Below are 20190 nucleotides of genomic sequence, written 5' to 3'. Positions count from 1 at the left end.
GCGTAAATATCGACTTATAAATATCAATTTAATAGATTGTTTATGGTGCGGTAATGGATGCGGTTCATCGGCTAATGCACTGATACAAAAGCATTCGCTGGCACTTTATGGCGGATGAGGCGAACATGGCTGCTGTTTGAATTTTCAATGGAGTGACCGTGCCTCACGAGCATCCCCAGGCCCCGGCCGACCTGACCCCGCCTGCCCAGTTGCCCTGGTTGCGCCGCCTTGCTGCGCGCCTGCTGGGGCGTGGCCTGAGCCGCTTGCAGGCACAGCACCGTGACAGTTGGTTCCTGGGCCATGCCACAGGCCAGCGCAACGGCCATGCCGATGGCCTGCAGGAGGGCTACGAGCGCGGGCGGGTGGACGGCTATGAAGCTGGCCGCCAGGTGTTGGTGATTCGTGACCTGCGCCCTGACAGTGCGGCGGTGCCCGGCCAGGACGACAAACTGTTCGACGACTGGCGCCTGCCGCTCACGGCAGAGCTGAAAAAGCGCTTCAAGGCTGATGTCGCCCAGCGCCTGCCTGGCGACGCACAGCCAAGTGCTGCGCAGTGGAAGCTGATCTTCAGCGACACGCCGTCCACCTGCGTGGTCGCAGGGGCCGGCGCCGGCAAGTCCACGTCGTTGGTACTGCGCATTCTGCTGCTGCGCCATTACCTGGGCTACGAACTCGACGCGATGACCGTGGTGACCTTCACCCGCGAGTCGCGCAAGGACTTCATCCAGCGCCTGCTGCAGGTGTTTGCCCAGTGGCAACTGGAGTTGTCGCCGTCCCAGGGCCGCGAGCTGGTGCGCACCTTCCATTCGCGCATTTTGCCACTGGTGCGCAGCCTGCCGGGCTTCAGCCAGGTGCGTGCATTCGAAACCCTCGGCAATGAGCTGCCAGCCGGAAGCGAGGCGGCTGTCGACAGCAACCCGTTCGACCTGCGCCTGAACGACGCCCAGCGCCAGCAGCTCAACCTGTGCTACCGCGACCTGATGAACGACAGCCCGCGTTTCGCCACGTTGATTGGCGAGTTGCGCCAGGAGGCCTTACTGCTCAAGCCCCTGGACCCCGATCACCCTGATGTGCAAAAGCGCGTGCAGGTGACCCAGCTGGCCGCCCAGCGTGACGAAGAGCTGTGCGATGTGATCGAGGACCTGTGGTACGCCGCCGGGGCCTGGCCGATCAAGGGTATCGAACCTTGCCGCGATACGGTGCAGATCCGCGGCAGCCGCTTCCATGTGCAGGGGCGGCTGGCAGGGTCGGGTGCCTGGGTGGTACTGGGTTTCGACCCTGCCGAAAGCAGCCAGTGCCAGCGCCCCGGCGCCAAGCTCACGGTGCGGGCAGAATGGGCGGTAAAGCGCACCTTGCTTCAAGCTTTCTGCGATAAACCATTGATATGGCTAGATAATTACTCTTCTGCAAAACGCCTTGCCGCTGCCTTGGCGGGCGATGCCGTGGCCGGCCCCGGGTTTGAATACAGGGTCAAGGGCGAACTGGCTGCTGCGCCGCTGCTCGATGCCTTCGTCACCGCCGCAAGCTTCATCGAAAACCTCGGGCTGGAAGTGGGTAGCGCCGTGGCGGCCATGAGCTTCCCGCCCGGCGACAGTGACGGCCCGTTCTTCGAGGCCCTGGCGCTGTTCTGGAAGGCCTTCGAGGCACAATTGCTGGCCCAGTCGCCACCGGTGATGACCTACAACCGCATGTTCGCCCTGTTCGGCGAGAACAACCCGGAGAACCTGAAACTGCTGCCCGACCCGCTGTTGCGCCCGCTGGCGCACCTGATGATCGACGAGTTTCAGGATGTCTCGCCGCAGATCGTCAGCTGGCTGCGGGCGAGCCTCGCCGAAATTCGCCGCCGCGGCACGACGCTGCATACCGGGCGAGGCGCGCAGCACTCCTCGCTGATGTGCGTGGGCGATGACTGGCAGTCGATCTATGGCTGGCGGGGCAGTTCGCCGAAGTTCTTCATGGAGTTCACCAAGGCGTTCCCGTCGCCGGCCAATACCCGGGTAATGCTGGTGGATAACTACCGTAGCCAGCAGCACATCATCGATGCCGCCGAGCACCTGGTCAAAGGCACGCCAGCGATCACCGGCAAGAAGGCCAAGGCCTGCGGCCATGCGGCCGAGCTGCCGTTGGCACCGGTGCGGGTGTTCGAGCGTGACGAGGCAGCCTTGGCGCAAACGCTGATCGAGCATTATCAGCAGGGTGAAACAGTCTTGATGTTATTTCGAAAAAGTATCGATAAGTCATTGATAGAAAAGCATTTAGTTGATGTTGTTAAGGCTGATTCTAGCTTGCCGCCAAGCCGGCGCAGGCTCAAGCAACTGACCTATCACAGCGCCAAGGGCCTGCAGGCCGATGCGGTGTTCATGCTCGGCGACTGTCAGTACCTGACCAGCTCGCCCTATAAGAACCAGGTGTATCGGCTGGCCGGCCTGGGCAAGCCGGGCGATGCCCAGGCGTTCGACACGGCGCAGAAAGAAGAGGTGCAGCGCCTGGCTTATGTGGGTGTGACCCGGGCCATCCGGCACTGCTACTGGCATGTGGAAAGGCCTAACGGCGAGGCTGCGAACCTGCCGCGCGCATCGGGCCTGGTGCAGGGGCGGCAGGCCTTCTTCGAAGACCTGCGCGGGCAGTAGCGGCCAGTCGTCGCTGTCCTGGGGCTCGGTCAGTTCCAGGTACAGCACGTCCTCGTCATTCTGCTATGGTGCAGGGGAACTCAAGCCAGGAGTAGCGCTGTGCCTGATTTCTGCATCCTGCATATCGACCACCTCGTGCTGCGCGTCCGTGACCTGGCGCGCAGCATGAAGTTTTATGGCGATGTACTCGGCTGCCCACTCGACCGGCGCCGCGAAGACCTGGGCATGGTGCACCTCGCTGCCGGCAGCAGCCTCATCGACCTGGTGGCGATAGAAGGGCCCCTGGGGCGCAAGGGCGGCGCCGCACCTGGCCGCGAGGGCCACAACCTCGACCACCTGTGCCTGCGGATCGAGCCGTTCGACGAGCCCGCTTTGCGTGCTCACCTGCAAGCTGCCGGGGTGCAAGTGGAGCCTGCCGAGCAACGTTATGGTGCCGACGGTGAAGGGCTGTCAGTGTATTGCTTGGACCCTGACGGCAACCGGGTCGAGCTCAAAGGGCCGCCGTTGGCTTGATGGTGCGTTTCCTGGCTCAGCAGGAGCCCCTGTAGGAACCGGCTTGCCGGCGATAGGGCCAGTGGCCCGTATACAGGGATTAAAGGCCCGGCCTCATCGCCGGCAAGCCTGCTCCTGCAGGCGTTCAGCGCAAGGCCACGGCTCACTGGCTATCCCGGCAAAGCCGATTATGCTTTTTGTTACCTTGCCGCGATCCGAGGCCTGGCCTCGCCGTGTTTCGCCGCAACCTGAAAGCCCTCGGGCTGGGTGCGTGCATATGGATTCGCCTGGGGCACTCCGGTCCATTACCATGACGGAGGCGACCCATGGCGGTCCTCGACAGCAGCGCATCCACGGGCAGTAGCGCGCCCCAACGCGGCATCAGCAAGGAGGAGCGCAAGGTCATTTTCGCCTCCTCGCTGGGTACTGTGTTCGAATGGTACGACTTCTACCTCTACGGCTCGTTGGCGGCGATCATCGCCAAGCACTTCTTCGCCGGGGTCAATGAAACCACTGCCTTCATCTTCGCCTTGCTGGCATTTGCCGCAGGCTTTGCCGTACGGCCGTTCGGCGCCATCGTGTTCGGCCGCCTGGGTGACATGATCGGGCGCAAGTACACCTTCCTCATCACCATCGTGATCATGGGCCTGTCCACCGCGGTGGTGGGTATGCTGCCCAGCTACGCCGCCATTGGCGTGGCGGCGCCGGTCATTCTGATCACCTTGCGCTTGCTGCAGGGCCTGGCTTTGGGCGGGGAGTACGGCGGTGCTGCCACCTACGTGGCCGAGCATGCGCCCAAGGGGCGACGCGGGTTCTTCACGGCGTGGATCCAGACCACCGCCACACTGGGCCTGTTTCTGTCGCTGCTGGTGATCCTTGCCTGCCGTACCGCCATGGGCACCGAGGCCTTTGAAGCCTGGGGCTGGCGTATACCGTTCCTGCTGTCGATTCTGCTGCTGGCCATTTCGGTGTATATCCGCATGCAGCTCAACGAGTCGCCGGTGTTCATGAAGATGAAGGCCGAAGGCAAGGCGTCCAAGGCGCCGCTGACCGAGTCGTTCGCCCGTTGGGACAACCTCAAGGTGGTGATCATGTCGCTGCTCGGCGGCACCGCCGGCCAGGCAGTGGTGTGGTACACCGGGCAGTTCTATGCGCTGTTCTTCCTGCTGCAGATGCTCAAGATCGACCCGCAAACCGCCAACCTGCTGATTGCCGGGTCGCTGATCATCGGCACGCCGTTCTTCATCCTGTTCGGCAGCCTGTCCGACCGGATCGGTCGCAAGCCGATCATCATGGCCGGCTGCATCCTCGCGGCGCTGACCTACTTTCCGATCTTCAAGGGGCTGACCGAGTACGGCAACCCTGACGTGTTCGTCGCCCAGGAGCAAAACCCGGTAGTGGTGGTTGCCGACCCCGGGCAGTGCGCATTCCAGTTCGACCCGGTGGGCAAGGCGCGTTTTACCAGCTCCTGCGACATCGCCAAGAGCCTGCTGGCCAAGCGCGCCATCCCTTACGAGAACCAGGCCGCCGAACCCGGCAGCGTGGCCCAGGTGCGCATTGGCGAGCGGGTACTGCAAAGCTTCGATGGCAGCAGCCTGGCGGCGGCGGACTTCAAGGCGCAGAGCGATGCCTTCACCGCCACCCTGGGCACGGCACTGAAAGAGGCGGGCTACCCGGAAAAGGCTGACCCTGCGAAGATCCACTACCCGATGGTGTTGCTGTTGCTGAGCATTCTGGTGCTCTACGTGACCATGGTCTACGGCCCGATTGCTGCCTGGCTGGTGGAGTTGTTCCCGGCGCGCATCCGCTACACCTCCATGTCGCTGCCGTACCACATCGGCAACGGCTGGTTCGGTGGCTTCCTGCCCACCGTGGCGTTCGCCATGGTGGCGGCTACTGGCGATATTTACTACGGGCTGTGGTACCCGATCGTGATCGCGGTGATGACTGCTGTGCTGGGGATCTTCTTCCTGCCCGAAACCAAGGATCGCGACATCGCCTGAACCGGTAAACGTATCGCGGGGGCCCGTGGCAGCGGGCTTGCCCGCGACAGATGTCAGTCGAAGTAACCGCGCAACGTGTACCGGTACCCTAGGTCTGCTTGGGCCCCTTGCTGCTGCCAGGTCTTCTTCAGCACGAATTCGAACGCTGGCTCGTACAACCCCTCACGCACCAGGGCGCCGGCCAGTACCTCAACTTCGTACCAGCCATTGTCCAGCTCGATGATCGGCCGCCCCGGCTCCTGATAGCGGGCCATCAGGTCGCCCAGGGTCTTGTTGGTGAAATGCTGCAGGATGCGCCAGGTGAACAGCATCAGCGCGCGGTTTTCGACCCGCAGCCGGTAACCGTCACGGCGGTGCTTGAGCCGGCTGCCAGGTTCGAGCAGCGCCGGTGTGCGGCCGTCGAGGGTGAACAGGATGCGGTAGGGCAGGTTGTCGATGCCGGCCAGCGGCAGCACCACGCCTTCGCGCACGGCCTGGTCGCCGCTGTCGCCGGTGGTGAATGCGCGGGCGAGGTCGTCGGGCAGATCGTTTTCCTGTTTGAAGGTGTACAGCAGTTGGATGTCGCCGAGCAGAAAGTAGTCGATCAGGTCGTTGAGGACTTCACTGAATTCGTAGCGCATGGGTTTTCCTTGTTATGGCTGCGCTGGGGGAAGTCGGCAATGTAGCCCAGGTGCGCTGGGCTGTCTGCAGGGTGGGTGACGCTGTTCAGTGGCGCTGGGCAATCTGGATGAGGTTACCGCAGGTATCGTCGAAAACGGCTACGGTCACCGGCCCCATGTCGGTGGGGGGCTGGGTGAAATGCACGCCCGCAGCGCACAGCCGGGTGTATTCGGCCTGCACGTCGCGCACACCGAACGAGGTGGCTGGGATGCCGTCCTGCTTGAGGGCAGCCTTGTAGGTTTTCGAAGCTGGGTGGGCGTCGGGTTCGAGCAGCAGTTCCACGCCATTGGGGTCGTTGGGGGAGGTGAGCGTGAGCCAGCGGTGCTTGCCCATGGCGATGTCGTGTTTGGGCTGAAAGCCCAGCACATGGTGGTAGAAGGCCAGGGCCTTGGCCTGGTCGTCGACGAGAATGCTGGTGATCACGATCTTCATCGGGCGTGCTCCGTTACGGGCTTGCTGTAAGCAAAGCACATCCGCGGCGGACTGCCGTTCTGTTCGTCCTACACCGGGCGCGGCAGGTGCAGGATGTTCAGCAGGTAGCGGCATGGGCCCTCGGCGCCGGCTTGATAGCTGAGCGGGCGGTCCACGGCAAACGCCAACAGATCGCCGGTGTGCATCTGGTGATGCTCGTCGCCATGGGTTACACGCAGTGTTCCCTGCAACAGCCAAAGCCGCTGGCGATAGCTGCCGGCCTGCCAGTGCGGGTAATCGACGCGAGCGCCCGCAGGCAGTTCGATCTCGACCATTTCGTTGCCGCTGGCCGGGTCTGCGTCGGCCACCTGGCGGCGTACATAGCCGGTGGCAGGGTCGCACCAGGTGGGTTGCATAGCGTGGCGGCGCAGCGTGCCGGTGGCTGGCTGCTCCTCGGCCAGCAGCTGGCTCAGTGGTACGCCCAGGCCGGCGGCCAGCCGCCCGAGAATCGCAGCAGTCGGGCTGCTGTCCTGGCGTTCGATCTTGGAGATGGTTGCCTTGCCAACGCCGGCGCGCTCGGCCAACTGGGCCAGGCTCAGGCGTTGCGAGGTGCGCAGTTCGGCGAGGCGGCAGGCGATCAGTTGCTCGATGTTCACGGGTAGCTTCCTGGTGCTTGTCTATCATGCGATACGAATCGTATCGTAAAGTGGAAATTCACTCCAGAGATGTTTTGCCATGCGCCTGATCCACTGCACCGAGCAGCGCCATGCTGCTGCGATTCTCGAGATATTCAATCACGCCATCCTGCATTCCACGGCGCTTTATGACTACCAGCCGCGCCCGCCCGAGGCCATGGGCCCGTGGTTCGAAACCAAGCGGCGCAACGATTTCCCCGTGGTGGGCCTGGAAGACGATGCGGGCACGTTGCTGGGCTTTGCCAGTTACGGCACCTTCCGGGCGTGGCCGGCATACAAGTACAGCGTCGAGCACTCGATCTACATTCACCCAGACTGTCGCGGCATGGGGTTGGGGCGGCGATTGCTCGAAGCGTTGATCGATGAGGCGCGTCAGCGCGAGGTGCATGTGATGATCGGCGGCATCGACCTGACCAACCAAGTGAGTATCGCCCTGCACCAGAAGCTGGGCTTCAGTGAGGCAGGGGTTATTCGCGAGGTGGCGTTCAAGTTCGGGCGATGGCTGGACCTGGCGTTTTATCAGAAGGTGCTGGAAGGGCCGGCCGCGCCGTGCGATGGCTGAACAGGCGCCAAGCCTTTGCCGGCTCCACATGGAGCCGGAGACGACCCTGGCATCAGCCTGAATGGGCGATGGGGTGCTCTTCGCTGCTGTCTTCTTCACCGGGCAGCGCGGTGATGACGCTGAAGTCGCTGACTTCTACCTCGCCACCGCCGTAGCCCAGCAGGTGGAAGGAGAACGCCTTGCGCTCGAAGGGGTTGTCGAAGTCGAACTCCATTTCCATGGGTTGGTCAGCGGTCACCAGCACTTCGTCAGGCAGGCCCAGTTGCACGTCCTGCTCGAACTGCTTGGCCTTGAGGCGGATATAGGCCTCGTGTTGCGGGTCGAGGGCGCGCACCTTGACCCGCACCTTGGTGCGCGAACCTTCTGGCATTTCCAGGTACTGGGCGCCGATCAGGTTGTCGGCCCAGTCGTCGCGGATGCGCTCATGCAAGGCAATCGGTGATGGCCCGCCGAACTGGTAGCGCAGGTTGAGCGGGGTTTGCAGCAGCGATTGGTCCAGGGTGTTGGCCAGCAAGTTCAACTGCGGGCCGAGGCTGCTGTCGCCGCGCCCCAGGTAGCGCGCCTGGTCGGCGATAAAGCCCTCGCTGGCGTAGCGCCGGCAGCGTTGCTGGAAATCACATTCGCTGAAGGTGCCCTGGCCGTCGTGGTAGCGCAGCACGCCGTTGGTGAACGAGATCATCTCGCGGCCGCTGTCGTAGTCGCGGTACAGCGAGCGCCCGCCCAGTGCGGTGGGAATCGGCAGGGCGAAGTAATCGAGCAGCGAGGTGGCCAGGTCGATATGGCCGTAGGTGCCGCGCTTGAGGGTTGGCAATTGCGCCTGGTCGGGTGCCAGGGTCAGGTTGAAGCCCCAGGACGAGGCCAGGCGGACGCCGTCGATGCCGTGGGATTCATCCGAGGTCACCACCACCAGGGTGTCCTTGAGCACGCCCTGGCGTTCGAGGTTGTCGAGAAAATCGCCCAGGGCGTCGTCGAGGTAGGCTACCGCTGCCTGCTTGGCGGTGTCGTAGCGTTGCAGGTACTCGTCGGGGGCCGAGTAGGGCTGGTGGGTGCCCACGGTCAGCAGGGTCAGCATCCACGGTTGTTTCTGCTTGCGCAACTCGCCCACGTACCCCAGCGCACCCTCGAAGAAGGCCCGATCGTCCTTGCCCCAGGGGAATTCCAGGTAGTTTGTATTGTTGAACCATTCGAGGCCGTGCACCGACTCGAAGCCGATATGCGGCATGATGCGGTCCTTGGCCATGAAGCGCAGCCCGGCGCCTTGCAGGTAGTGGGTGGTGAACCCCGCCTGGCGCAATTGCGCCGGCAGGCAGGCCTGGTTGCGTACATCTTGTGTGAGCAGCTCGACGCCCTTGGGGGTGCCGTTGGCCAGCTTGTCGTAGTCGCCGCAGAGCATGGCGTACAGGCCGCGGATGGTCTGGTGGGTGTGCAGCACGTAGTCGGGGGTGTTCATGCCGCGCTCGGCCCAGTGGCTGAGGCGCGGCATGAGCTCCTGGTCGAAGCGGCTGCCCAGGGCCTGGCGGTTGGCGCGGATATAGGCCCCGGGGATGCCTTCTACGGTGATCAGCAGCAGGTTGCGGGCGTTGCCGGCGCCCTTGAGCAGGCGCTGGCCGGCGAGGTCGGCCTGGGTCAGCCCGGCGGTTGGCAAGGGCTTGACCGTGGCTTCACCGCTGACCAGAACCTGGGCGCGGTGTTGCAGCTCGCCACTGGCGGCGCTGAGCAGTTGATGCGGCAAGTTGTACTGGCGCCACTGGTCGGCGTCAGACGGCACCAGCTGCTGGCTGCCCCAGTGGGCTGCCAGCAGCACCAGCGGCAAAGCCCAGGCCTTGCCCGACAGCCCGGCCCGGCGCTGGCCGCGACTGAGCCAGCAACTGCCCAGCCAGGCTGCCAGGCCTGCGACCAGCAGCCCTGGCAGCCAAGGGTGGGAGAGGGCGCCACCGGTCGAGTTTTCCATGAATTGCGGGTCGAACAGGTAGTGCAGGTCGGACGGGTTGGGCAGGCGGCCCACCGCACTCACCAGCTCCGCCGAAGCGACCCACAGCCCACCCCAGGCGAGCAACAGCGGCAGTGCCAGCCACCAGGCACGGCGTTGCAACAGCAGTACCAGCAAGCTGCCGACGGCAAGGTCCGAGAGGTAGCCGAGCGGCGCTGACCAACCGAGCAGGGCGCGTGCGCCCAGGGGGATGGCCAGCACCAGGGTGCACAGGGCGACCAGTCGGGCACGGGGGTGGCCGAGCATGTGTTTCACGTAAGCGTTCCTTTTGCCATGAAGCTGTCACACAAATGTGCTCGATGATATCAGGCATCGGGTAGTTACGCGGTCCGTGACAACGGTGGTTACCAAATTCGCCGGGGGCCGTGCCCTGCGATGGCCTCAGCATCGCAATCGCCGGCAAGCCGGCTCTTGTAGGAGCCGGCTTGCCGGCGATAGGGCCAGAAAAACCAACACATCAACAACAATCAAACCCTTATCCCAGCTCTTGATCTGGCTGTTGATCTTGCTCCCTCAAAAAGTTACCCGCCGTAAGGGCCATCCCTTTCAAGGTGTTTGCGTCAGGGCTGCCAGGTGCTTGCCACAAGTCTTGCAGCGCTCGATCTGATAGGCGCTGCAAAGGTTGTGGCGAGCACCTGGAGGCCCTGACGCGAACCCTCGGCGAGCACTTGGCAGCCCTGACAGCAACACCTTGAAAGGGATGGCTTTAAGGGCGGAAAGGTGACGAAAAGCCGCCATCGTCAACGAATGCGCATACATCTCCAAACGCAACCCCCGCAAGCCCTCAAATCAGAAGTAATAAGGGAACTTCAAACTAAACGAAAAATCCGGCGCATCATCGGTCAACCCAATCGCCAGGTTAGGCACAATCGTCAAGTTCTCGGACGCCGCAAAGGTCAACCCAATGTTGAAGTTGGCCGCGTTGTAGTCGCTGTTGGTAATCGACTGCCAATCCCCCCCGTCCTGCCTGATCTTGCTCTTGCGGGCAAACTGGTCGGTCACCGAGAACGACATGCTCATCTTCTCGTTCAGGGCAAAGGCAATCCCGCCGCCGATCTGCCACGAATCCCCCAGTTTCACATCCCCCGGCACCTTGCTGCCGGCCTCGGGGCTGATGTCGCTGAACGAGTCCTGCATGTTGTAGGTGTAGGACAGGCTGCCGAACAGCACCGCCGGGTCGAAGGTCTTGACCAGCGAAATGCCTGGGGTCACCGACCACACGCCGTTGCCGGTTGGCAGGCTCTCCGGCACCGCCAGGTTATCGTTGCCAGCCACCTCGCGCAGCTTGATGCCGTACGGGTCCTTGCCGGTCGGGGCCTTGACCCGCAAGGTGAACACCGCATCCGGCAGGCTCTCGGACTCGTCGAGGAACTTGTAGGCCACGCCAACGTTGATGTCGCCCAAGGTCGGGTCGCGGGTCACGCTGGCCTCGGATTCGGACTGGCCAGAACCGCCGGCCCCGCCGGATGAATAGGTCGAATCGCGATAGACAATCGGCACGTTTATATCGAACTGCCAACGTTGCGCCAGGTTGTAGCGGGCGGTCAGGTCCAGGGTCCAGTTGTCGGCCTTGATCCGGTCGATGTTGATATCACCCAGGAAGATCGAATCCAGCGCCAGAAAGCCATTGAGCACCAGGGCACGGGTGTCGTAATGGGTGTAGGTGAGGCCGGTCTCGACACTGAACTTGCCGCCGCCAAAGAAGCCGCTGGCCTCGTCGTACAGGTTGGACACGCTCTGCGCCGGTTCCGAGTCGTCTTTAAGCGACTGCCCATACGAGCTGCCGGACCCGGCTGCAGCTACCTGGCCACCCCTGGTGGGCTCGGCCGGCGACTTGACCAGGCGCTTGGGCTGCGGCGCGGGCGGGGCCTCTTCAACCTGGCGCAGGCGCTGTTCCAGCACCATCAGCGCGTTCTGCTGCGCTTCGTAACGTTGCTTCAATGCCAGCAATTCCTGCTTGAGCGCCTCGACCTGAGGGTCGGCGGCGGCCTGCAACAGCGTGGCAGGCGCCAAGGTGGCCAGGCAGACTACAGCTCTGAACGTAAACGATCGATGCATGGGGGGAGCCGTCCCTTCAGGCTTCAGAGAATGCAACAGAGCGTAGATCAGTAACCCAAAGTGCGTAGACCCTTGAGCTGGTCAAGGTTGTTGGTCAGTGCGCCACCCGACGGTATGTTGTCGCGCAGCACCACGTTGAGCGAGGTGATGTTGCTGACCTGGTTGCCATTACCCAGCAGCGTGGTGTTCTGCATCAGCCCGCCCTGGGCCAGGCGCTGCACGGTGTTGCCCTGGTTGTTGCCGGCGACGATGTTCAGCTGCACACCACCACCACTGGCCGATACGCTCATGGAGCCCGCGCCGTTGGCTGCCACCAGCGACGAGCCAGGGGCCAGTACCTCGCCCTGTGGCGTGCTGTCACCGCCCTTGCCGCCCTTGCTGACCGTGATCCCTACGTTGTTCCAGGCGCTGTTGTTGTCGCCGGCAGCGCGTACCACCTGGGTCACGCCCGTGGTGTTGTTCAGGCCGCCACCGCCGGTGACCGTGCCGGTCCCCTGGTTTGTCGAGGTGCCGGTGCCTTTTTCGTTGATCATGGTCACGTAGAACTGCGGCTTGATCGTCGATTGCTGGATCTGCATCGTCGAAGTGGCGCCGATCACCTCGCCGTTGGCGTTCTGCCAGGTGCTGGTCATGACGATGCCGAAACTGACGATGCGCCCGGGCATCACGTAACGTCCGCGCAGGTTGGCCAGTTCCTGGTCTTTGAGCTCGATCGGCTGGAACGTCTGTGCCTGGATCGGCAGGCTGACCGCCAGGCACATCAGGGTCAGCCAGGTTGGAGTCTTCATGGGATGCTCCCGGAGCCTCATGCCCCCTTGTCGTTAGAAGAAGTCGCTGCGAATGAAGCCGAAGTCCATCAGTTCGGAATCCTTGACCGGTGCAAAATTGTTGATGCGGTTCTTGGCGGTCAGTGGTTGTGGCGGGTCGAGCAGGGCGTTGGCCTTGTCGTAGCCCTGGCCGATGACGGCGAAGATGATGCCGTTCCAGCCTTTGACGAAGTCATCCACCTTGAAGCGCTTGTGGCCCAGCACCGGGTCACCGATGTACACCCAGCCACGGTCGACCTTCTGCAGCACGACGAAGTGCTTGTAGCCGCGGATGTCCATCAGCACCACCACCGGAATGCGCACGTCGTGCAGGGTTTCCGGGGCCACCCGGTAGCCGCGGGCCCGCATGCCGATGCTTTCCACGTAACGCTTCATGTCCAGCATCGAGAAGCCCTGGGTCCGCACCAGGTCCTGGTCGGCGTGGGCCAGCATGCCTTCGATGATGTCGTGCTCGCTGACATCCAGCCAGTAAGCCTGGCGCAGGATGGTCGCCAACGCGGCGGCGCCACAGCTGAAATCGGTCTTCTGCTGCACCAGGTCGGCGAACTTGCGTTCGCGTACGCTCTGGATCGGCTTGAACACCACCGCGCCACCCGGAAGTACCGAAAGCGGCATCTGCGCCGCTTCGCTGGTGGTACTCAGGCTGGCCAGGCAAAACAGCATTGCCAGTGCAGGAATGCGCATGTGTTAACGCCTTCTGGTTGCGGCAGGGCATCGCCGGCAAGCCGGCTGCCGAAAGCATCGGAAGCCGCCTTGCCGGCGATGGGGGCCGCCAGGCGGCCCCTTGCTGCACTACGGTCAGAACGAGGTGTTGGAGATGGCCAGCGAGTTGCTTTGCTGGTTGCCCACACCGGAGGCCACGTTCACGCCCAGGTTGCCCGAGCTGCCACTGACCGAATTGTTCAGGGTGGCGGTGTTGTTGACCACGTTCGACCAGCCGTTAGGCGTCAGCTTCTGGTACGAAATGGTGTTGCTCAGGTCCCAGGAAGTGGACTCGCTGTAGTGCTTGGTCACGTCCTTGCTCGAGCCCGAAGCGCTCTCGCCGGAGTTGGCGTAGTTGGAGTCGTAGGCTTTCTCGAACGAGGAGTCGTAGGTGTGGCCCTTGGTGGTTTCGACGCTGCCGTTGAGCGAGGCGTTGAACGCATCGCTGGTGCTCACGCTGCGGGTGCGGTCGCCGTTACCGTTGTTGAAGGTGACCACATGCCCGGTGTTGAGCGAGCCGTCAGCACTGGCGGTGAGGGTTGCGCTGCCGGTGGCGTTCGACTGCCCCGACTTCGAGCCGCTGGCGTCGAAGTGCGAAGTGCCGCTGTTGCTCCAGTTGCCCGAGGCCGACTTGTCCACGCTCAGCTCGGAGTTGTGGGTGAGCGAGGACGAGCCGCTCTTGGTGGCGGTCAGGGTTACGGTCTGCACGGTCATGTTGCGGTCGGCGTAGTTGTTGACCGTCAGGCCCGGGCTGTTCTGGTCGGCGCTGGCAGTGGCGGTGGAGTTGCCACCCAGTGGCGAGCTGGCGTTGGCGATGGCCATGGTGTTTTTCTGCTGGTTCAGGTCGCCGCCGGCAACGTTGATGCCCATGTTGCCTGAACCACCATTGCCCGAGCCGCTCATGATGGCCGACGAGGTGGTGTTGTAGTTGTTGACCTTGTTGTCGTTGCTGTACTGCTTGACCGTGGAGGTGGCATTGGCGCTGCCGAACACGAAGGCCCCGTCGATGTCGGCGGCGCTGGCGTTGGCGATGGCGGCGGCGTTGTCCTGCTGGTTGCCGCTACCGGCCGCCACGTTGACGCCGACGTTGCCGCTGGCGCCGGTGGCCGAGCCGCTCATTTCGGCGCGGTTGATGGTGCCTTCGTTGAGGATGCGGTTGCCTGTGCTGTTTTGCACATCCGTGGCCTTAGCCGTTGCACTTACCGGAACGACGGGGGGGCCATGCCGGTCGCGCCGGTCGTTCTGCCCCGCCTGTGCAGCTACAGCCATGATCGCAGCAATTGCGAAAACCAGAGGCTTGATTGCCATCGAAGGTTTCATGGTGACTCTCCGTGCTATGTGTAGGTTAAGTGTTGTTGGTGACTGCCAGGGTCAGTTGGCGACCCGCACGCTCAGGGTGTTGGCCGTTCGGTTGCCCACCCCTGCGCTCTGGTTCAACTGGATCACCCCACGGCTACCGGTGAAGGCCTGGTCGCTGGTGCTGACCTGGCGATAGCCGGTTGAGGTGTCGGTTGCCCCGGAGTTGTTGACCAGCGTCACGTTCTGCTGCATGAGGACGCTGTCATCGAGACTTAGCGGTTGCGCGCTGACATTCAGGCGCACTGCGTTGGCTTGCTGGTTGGCGGCGCCGGCGCTCTGGTTGACGCCGAGGATGCCGTTGCCGCCGCTGAAGGCATTGCCCTGAATGCTTGCCCTGGCGGCCATCGACGGGTCGACTGTGGCTTGCACTTGCTGGCGTACCTGGGTGTTGGCGCTGGCGTCATGGCCCAGGGCGATGGCCCGGGCATTGGCCTGTTGTTGCTGGTCGCCGGCGGCCTGGTTGACCGACAGCACGCCCTGGTAGCGGGCACCGGAGGCGTCAATGGTGGAGGTATTGACCACCGGCGGCTGGGCGAAGGCGGGCAGGGCGAAAGCAGTGGCGAGGATCAGCACAGGCTTCATGTCATTTGCCCCCCGTCAGTACGTTCAGCCCGCTCATGCCACGCTGCACGCTGGAATTGACCATGTTGGCGATGCTGCCGCCGCTGCCACTGCCACGGCCGCTGGCCATGTTCGGCAGTTGGGTCTGGCTGTTCACATTGCCGCCCAGGTTGTTGGTCTGCTGCAGCACCATCGTGTTGATCCCGGCGCCGCTGCTGATGCCGGCGAAGTCGCCATCGCTCAGTTCCCCGGTCTGGCGCACGATGGCTGCCGAGGGGTTGGCGTTGATGGCAAGCGGGTTGGGGTCGGGGATCAGCGGGGCGCGGGTGGCCATGCGTGGCTGTACATCACGCAGGACGATGATGCGTCCGTCGCCAGCTTGGGCGGGCAGGCCCAGGGCCGAACCCAGGGCGCAACCTGCCAGCAGCAGTTGGGTGAAGCGGGTGGCTTTGTCGAGTGTTCCCACGGTGGCCATTCCTTCTTCCGGGCGCTGCCCAGCGTCAGCGTTGCCGGATACATGGCAGAAGCCGTGCCAATTTTGTTTTTATTAAGTAAATCAACAGCTTGCGTGGCATGGCGGGAGCGGCAGCGGGCCAGGTGTATCAGCGCTGAGACGATCTATGCTCAAACCTGGCTGCAAGCCCCGTAATACGGCGGTTGTGAACGGTTCGTGAAAACCTGTCTCAGGGCTGAGACAGCTTCCCCAATTCTGGCGTAGCCCCCAAGGAATGGGGGTTTTGTCAAACGCGGCTGTCTCAGCCGGTTAACACTCGGTGGCGCAGGCTGGCAGCTGGCCATCAAGCAGGCGGGCTACGGCGGCAAGCGCTGCCGCGCTGCGCTGAGGCCAGTCGCCTTCGATGACCTGGAACGGCCGCTGGCGGGTTTGCAGCCAGTGCAGGCTGTCCAGGAAGAACTGCTGGCGCTCTTCCAGGCGGGGCTGGCAGCGCAGGCCGTCGCCAACCCAGTCCACGCCCTCGGGGCGCAGTAGCAGGTGCAGGTCGTAGCTGCGTGCGTCGAGGGCCTGTTCGACCCAGGCCGGGCAGTCGCCGAACAGCGCGCGGCTCCACAGGATGTTGCTCAGCAGGTGGGTGTCGAGAATCAGCAGCGGCGGGGCCTGCAGGCGTCCCAGGTCTTCCCATTGCAACTGCCCGCGGGCAATGCTTGGGATGTCGGCGTAGCAGGTGTCGCGCTGCTCGCGCTCCATGAAGTGGCGCACGTATTCACCCACCACCACGCCGCCGAAATGGGCCTGGATCTCGCCGCTGAGCCAGCTTTTGCCGCTGGACTCGGGGCCGCACAGCACCAGGGTCTTCATGCGCCTGCCAGCGCCGGGTCGCGGCGCCACTCCAGCCAGCCACGCACGGCAATCAGGGTGAACAGGGCGTACAGCGCGGCGGTAAGGTACAGGCCCTTGTACAGGAACAGGCCAACGAAGATCACATCTACCACTACCCACAGCGCCCAGCATTGCAGGCGCTTTTGTGCCATCCACAGCTGCGCCACCAGGCTGAAGCCGGTCAGCGCGGCGTCCAGCCAAGGCTGGGCGGCATCAGTGAAATGCGCCATGGCTGCGCCCAGCAGCACGCTGGCGGCGAGCCCGGCTGCCAGCCCTTTGAGCAGCGGCGCCAGGGCCAGGCTCGACACCTGGCGAGCGTCCTCGACCCGGTCCGGGCGGGTCCACTGCCACCAGCCGTACAGTTGCAGCACCGCATAGACCAGTTGCAGCAGCATGTCCGAGTACAGTTTCACCTCGTAGAAGATCCAGCTGTAAAGCACCACCATCACCAGGCCGATCGGCCAGCACCAGGGGTTCTGGCGCACGGTGAGCCAGACGGCGATGACGCCGAGCGCGGCGGCGAAGAGTTCGAGGCCGGACATCGGCGATCCTTGAAAAAAGGGAAGGGCGCGATGCTACAAGCATAGGGTGACCGGCTTCAAGCCGGTTGCGCAGGGCGCGTGGTCCTGGAGGAGCTGGCTTGCCAGCGATGAGGCTGGCAGCCCGTGTTTACAGGCCCGGCCCCATCGCCGGCAAGCCGGCTCCTACAGGTGGCCTGGGCCTTCAGACGCGGAACTGGCGTAGCAGTTGCTCCAGCTCGTCGCTCAAGCGCGCCAGGGCGGCGCCGGCATCGCTGGACTGGCGCGCGGCTTCGGCGGTTTCCTGGGACAGGCCGGCGGTTTCGGTCACATTGCGGTTGATCTCCTCGACCACGTGGGACTGCTGCAACGTGGCGCTGGCAATCGAGGCGTTGAGCGCACCCAGGGTGTTCAGTGCCTGGCTGATGGCATCCAGGCTGGTACCGGCCTCGCGGGCTTGGGTGACGGTCTGGCGCGAAGCCTCGCTGCTGGTGTCGATGGCCCTGACCGCCGCTTCCGACTGCCCCTGCAAGTGCTCGATCATGGTCTGGATCTCGGCGGTGGACTGGGCAGTGCGCTGGGCCAGCAGGCGTACTTCATCTGCCACCACCGCAAAACCGCGGCCCTGTTCACCGGCCCGAGCTGCCTCGATGGCCGCGTTCAGCGCCAACAGGTTGGTTTGCTCGGCAATGGCGCGGATCACCTCCAGCACGCCACCGATCTTGGTGCTGTGGCTGGCCAGCTCGCGAATCACCTGCACCGCCTGCTCGATGGTCGCCGACAGCCGGTCGATCTGTTGCAGGCTGCCATGGATGGCCTGCTGGCCGTGGTCCACCTGCTGCTGGGCATTGCGCATTTCGCCTGCGGCCTGCTCGGCATGCTTGGCCACATCGTGCACCGCGTAGGTGACCTCGTTGATGGCGGTGGCCACCTGGTCCATCTGCAACGACTGCTGAGCGCTGCGGGCCTGGGCGGCGCCTGCGTTGTCACCCACATGCCCGGCCGATTCGGCCAGGGCATGGGCGGCGCCCTGCAACTGGCCGACCACACCCTGCAGCTTGCCGTTGAAGCGGTTGAAGTGCTCGCCCAGGTGGCTGATCTCGTCGCGGCCGTGGGTGTCCAGGCGCCGGGTCAGGTCGCTCTCCCCGCTGGCAATGTTGCCCATGGCCTGCACCGCCTCCTGCAGCGGGCGGGCAATACTGCGCGCGATCAGCATCACCACCAGGGCCATCAGCAGGGCGATGCCCAGGCCCACCAGCGAGGCGTCGCGCAACTGGCGGGCGAACTCGGCTTGCACGTCGTCGACGTACACCCCCGACCCGATCACCCAGCCCCAGGGCTTGAACAACTGAATGTATGAAGTCTTGGGCACCGGGTCACTGGCGCCGGGCTTGGGCCAGCGGTAGTCCACAGGGCCGGCGCCCTGGCTGCGGGCCAGGGCGACCATTTCGTTGAATACGGCAAAGCCGTCAGGGTCGCGGATCGCCGACAGGTCCTGGCCGTCGAGTTTGGGGTTGGTGGGGTGCATGACCATCTTCGGCTGCAGGTCATTGATCCAGAAATAGTCGTTCTGTTCGTAGCGCAGCCCGCGCACCACCTGCAGCGCCTGCTGCTGGGCGGCTTCGCGGCTGAGCGTGCCGGCAGCTTCCAGGCCCTGGTAGTAGGCCAGCACGCCGGCGGCGGTCTGCACCACGTGGCGGGTTTTCTCGGCCTTGGCCTGGTACAGGTCGCCATGGATCTGGCGCAGCATCAGCAGGCCCAGTACTACCAGCATGGCCACGGCGACCAGCAGGATCAGCCACAGGCGGCGGCTGATCGACATCGATCTCAGGGTCTTCATGATGCGTTACTCCGGTGTTGTTCTTTTTATCGAAGGCATCCAAGCACGCTTTGCCGCTGCCCCCCACTCGACCAACGGCTAATCTGGCGTATATGACATGTGATGTTGCAGGTAACACAGGTGTCGTAACGGTCCCTCTGATAGGATCTCGGCCGCGCCAGATGAAACCTTTAACGCACTGAACTTTTCCGCTGGCATTGCACCCAAGGGTCGCTGTAAAACGGCGTCGCCGCGTGCGGTATACATTTGCAAATCAAAACAGAGAGGCCAGCCACCGGCTGCGCCTCCATGGGGGAATGATGGATTTTTGGAGTGCCTTGCAGGCAATCATCCTGGGTGTGGTCGAAGGCCTGACGGAGTTTTTGCCGATTTCAAGTACCGGGCACCAGATCATCGTCGCCGACCTGATCGGTTTCGGTGGTGAACGCGCCATGGCGTTCAACATCATCATCCAACTGGGCGCCATCCTTGCGGTGGTGTGGGAGTTTCGCCGCAAGATCCTCGATGTGGTCATTGGCCTGCCGACCCAGGCGCCGGCCCGGCGTTTCACTGCCAACCTGCTGATCGCCTTCCTGCCGGCGGTGGTGCTGGGGGTGTTGTTCGCCGACCTGATCCACGAATACCTGTTCAACCCGATCACCGTGGCTGCGGCGCTGGTGGTGGGCGGGGTGATCATGCTGTGGGCCGAACGCCGCCAGCACCGGGTGGAGGTCGACCACGTCGACCAGATGAGCTGGCACCACGCGCTGAAAATCGGTTTCGTGCAGTGCCTGGCGATGATTCCGGGTACATCGCGCTCGGGCTCGACCATTATTGGCGGCCTGCTGTTCGGCCTGTCACGCAAGGCGGCCACCGAGTTTTCGTTCTTTCTGGCCATGCCGACCATGGTCGGTGCGGCGGTCTATTCGGGCTACAAGTACCGTGACCTGTTCCAGCCGGGTGACCTGCCGGTGTTCGCCCTGGGCTTCGTGGTGTCGTTCATCTTCGCCATGATCGCCGTGCGCGCCTTGCTCAAGTTCATTGCTAACCACAGCTATGCAGTGTTCGCCTGGTACCGCATCGCCTTTGGCCTGCTGATACTGGCCACCTGGGAGTTCGGTTGGGTCGACTGGTCGACGGCGCACGCCTGATGGCCCGGGCGCAAGCGGTCGAGCCAGGTGTGCGCCATGTACGCCTGAAGCTGCTGGTGCTGGTGGCGCTGTGCTTGCTGCCGCTTCTGGGTGGATTGCAGATGGGCCTGAACGGGCAGTCCTGGCTGGCGTTGGCGTTGTACCCGCTGGTGAGCCTGGTCAGTGTGATGCTGTATTGGCAGGACAAGCAGCAGGCCCGCGGGCAAGGCTGGCGTACCCCAGAGAAGGTGCTGCATGCCAGCGAGCTGCTGGGGGGCTGGCCGGGGGCTTTGCTGGCCCAGCAGCTGTTTCGGCACAAGACCCGCAAGTTGTCGTATCAGCTGGTGTTCTGGGGGATTGTGCTGGTGCACCAGGTGTTCTGGGCTGATCGGCTGTTTCTGCATTTGAGTGGGTTTTGAGAGGGGCTTGCGGGCATT

19 protein-coding genes and 1 pseudogene are annotated in these 20190 nt (G+C 63.7%); 6 read left to right on the top strand and 14 right to left on the bottom strand.

Translation table 11 applies throughout. The features are described from left to right. The first annotated feature begins 158 nt into the window (after nucleotides 1–158). From KSS94_RS14145 to KSS94_RS14135, 3 genes are all read left to right on the top strand, one after another. The gene (locus tag KSS94_RS14145) at nucleotides 159–2630 is read left to right on the top strand and encodes a UvrD-helicase domain-containing protein (protein WP_217838729.1); all 2472 of its coding nucleotides are present in this window, start codon (nucleotides 159–161) and stop codon (nucleotides 2628–2630) included. Nucleotides 2631–2729: 99 nt separating this feature from the next. Beyond that, nucleotides 2730–3143: a VOC family protein gene (locus KSS94_RS14140; RefSeq protein ID WP_217838728.1), complete on the top strand. Its 414-nt coding sequence runs from the start codon at nucleotides 2730–2732 to the stop codon at nucleotides 3141–3143. 305 nt (nucleotides 3144–3448) lie between these two features. Further along, on the top strand, nucleotides 3449–5125 hold the full coding sequence (locus KSS94_RS14135) for an MFS transporter (protein WP_217838727.1): 1677 nt from the start codon (nucleotides 3449–3451) through the stop codon (nucleotides 5123–5125). 53 nt (nucleotides 5126–5178) lie between these two features. On the opposite strand, the gene KSS94_RS14130 is transcribed toward KSS94_RS14135, so the two are convergent. The 3 genes from KSS94_RS14130 to KSS94_RS14120 form a co-directional block, all read right to left on the bottom strand. Beyond that, nucleotides 5179–5745, bottom strand: coding sequence for a hypothetical protein (locus KSS94_RS14130; protein WP_217838726.1), 567 nt, complete (start codon nucleotides 5743–5745; stop codon nucleotides 5179–5181). A gap of 85 nt (nucleotides 5746–5830) precedes the next feature. Next, the gene (locus KSS94_RS14125; protein WP_217838725.1) at nucleotides 5831–6217 is read right to left on the bottom strand and encodes a VOC family protein; all 387 of its coding nucleotides are present in this window, start codon (nucleotides 6215–6217) and stop codon (nucleotides 5831–5833) included. Nucleotides 6218–6285: 68 nt separating this feature from the next. Beyond that, the gene (locus tag KSS94_RS14120) at nucleotides 6286–6852 is read right to left on the bottom strand and encodes a helix-turn-helix domain-containing protein (RefSeq protein ID WP_217838724.1); all 567 of its coding nucleotides are present in this window, start codon (nucleotides 6850–6852) and stop codon (nucleotides 6286–6288) included. A gap of 79 nt (nucleotides 6853–6931) precedes the next feature. Here KSS94_RS14120 and KSS94_RS14115 point away from each other — a divergent pair, with 79 nt between their 5' ends. Beyond that, nucleotides 6932–7453, top strand: a complete 522-nt coding sequence (locus KSS94_RS14115; RefSeq protein ID WP_217838723.1) for a GNAT family N-acetyltransferase — start codon at nucleotides 6932–6934, stop codon at nucleotides 7451–7453. A 52-nt stretch (nucleotides 7454–7505) separates the two neighbouring features. Here KSS94_RS14115 and KSS94_RS14110 read toward each other — a convergent pair whose 3' ends face one another. The 11 genes and pseudogenes from KSS94_RS14110 to KSS94_RS27585 all read right to left on the bottom strand — a co-directional run. After that, entirely contained in the window at nucleotides 7506–9689 is a 2184-nt protein-coding gene (locus KSS94_RS14110) for an LTA synthase family protein (protein WP_437180014.1), read from the bottom strand. Nucleotides 9690–10232: 543 nt separating this feature from the next. After that, nucleotides 10233–11501 carry a fibril amyloid transporter FapF gene (fapF, locus tag KSS94_RS14105; RefSeq protein WP_217838721.1) on the bottom strand — a complete coding sequence of 423 codons (1269 nt, stop codon included), beginning with the start codon at nucleotides 11499–11501 and terminating at the stop codon, nucleotides 10233–10235. A gap of 47 nt (nucleotides 11502–11548) precedes the next feature. Further along, nucleotides 11549–12289 (bottom strand): fibril amyloid subunit FapE, encoded by a 741-nt coding sequence (gene fapE, locus KSS94_RS14100; protein ID WP_217838720.1) that lies wholly within the window; start codon nucleotides 12287–12289, stop codon nucleotides 11549–11551. A 33-nt stretch (nucleotides 12290–12322) separates the two neighbouring features. Then, complete coding sequence (fapD, locus tag KSS94_RS14095) at nucleotides 12323–13012, bottom strand: fibril amyloid maturation endopeptidase FapD (RefSeq protein ID WP_217838719.1); 690 nt, start codon at nucleotides 13010–13012, stop codon at nucleotides 12323–12325. 114 nt (nucleotides 13013–13126) lie between these two features. After that, the gene (fapC, locus tag KSS94_RS14090; protein WP_217838718.1) at nucleotides 13127–14350 is read right to left on the bottom strand and encodes an amyloid-like fimbrin subunit FapC; all 1224 of its coding nucleotides are present in this window, start codon (nucleotides 14348–14350) and stop codon (nucleotides 13127–13129) included. A gap of 51 nt (nucleotides 14351–14401) precedes the next feature. After that, a complete protein-coding gene (gene fapB, locus KSS94_RS14085; RefSeq protein ID WP_217838717.1) occupies nucleotides 14402–14971 on the bottom strand; it encodes a fibril amyloid subunit FapB in 570 nt (189 codons plus the stop codon). A 1-nt stretch (nucleotide 14972) separates the two neighbouring features. After that, nucleotides 14973–15425 (bottom strand): functional amyloid chaperone FapA, encoded by a 453-nt coding sequence (fapA, locus tag KSS94_RS14080; RefSeq protein WP_217838716.1) that lies wholly within the window; start codon nucleotides 15423–15425, stop codon nucleotides 14973–14975. Nucleotides 15426–15713: 288 nt separating this feature from the next. Next, on the bottom strand, nucleotides 15714–16265 hold the full coding sequence (locus KSS94_RS14075) for an AAA family ATPase (RefSeq protein WP_217838715.1): 552 nt from the start codon (nucleotides 16263–16265) through the stop codon (nucleotides 15714–15716). Further along, nucleotides 16262–16828: a nicotinamide riboside transporter PnuC gene (pnuC, locus tag KSS94_RS14070; protein WP_217838714.1), complete on the bottom strand. Its 567-nt coding sequence runs from the start codon at nucleotides 16826–16828 to the stop codon at nucleotides 16262–16264. Before pnuC ends, KSS94_RS14075 begins: the two co-directional genes overlap by 4 nt. Nucleotides 16829–17009: 181 nt before the next feature. Further along, nucleotides 17010–17744 (bottom strand): methyl-accepting chemotaxis protein, encoded by a 735-nt coding sequence (locus KSS94_RS27590; RefSeq protein WP_437180013.1) that lies wholly within the window; start codon nucleotides 17742–17744, stop codon nucleotides 17010–17012. Nucleotides 17745–17882: 138 nt separating this feature from the next. Continuing rightward, nucleotides 17883–18554 (bottom strand): annotated as a pseudogene (locus KSS94_RS27585) (cache domain-containing protein); the annotation flags it as partial. Between the two features lie 389 nt (nucleotides 18555–18943). Between KSS94_RS27585 and KSS94_RS14060 the strand changes: the two are divergent. Further along, nucleotides 18944–19774, top strand: coding sequence for an undecaprenyl-diphosphate phosphatase (locus KSS94_RS14060; RefSeq protein ID WP_217838712.1), 831 nt, complete (start codon nucleotides 18944–18946; stop codon nucleotides 19772–19774). Beyond that, nucleotides 19774–20172 (top strand): DUF1294 domain-containing protein, encoded by a 399-nt coding sequence (locus tag KSS94_RS14055; RefSeq protein WP_217843597.1) that lies wholly within the window; start codon nucleotides 19774–19776, stop codon nucleotides 20170–20172. Before KSS94_RS14060 ends, KSS94_RS14055 begins: the two co-directional genes overlap by 1 nt. Nucleotides 20173–20190: the final 18 nt, after the last annotated feature.

The organism is Pseudomonas fakonensis (assembly GCF_019139895.1).
GTDB classification, from domain to species: Bacteria; Pseudomonadota; Gammaproteobacteria; order Pseudomonadales; family Pseudomonadaceae; genus Aquipseudomonas; species Aquipseudomonas fakonensis.
Note: the sequence above shows the minus strand (reverse complement) of the source record. Positions and strands in the feature narration are given on the sequence as shown.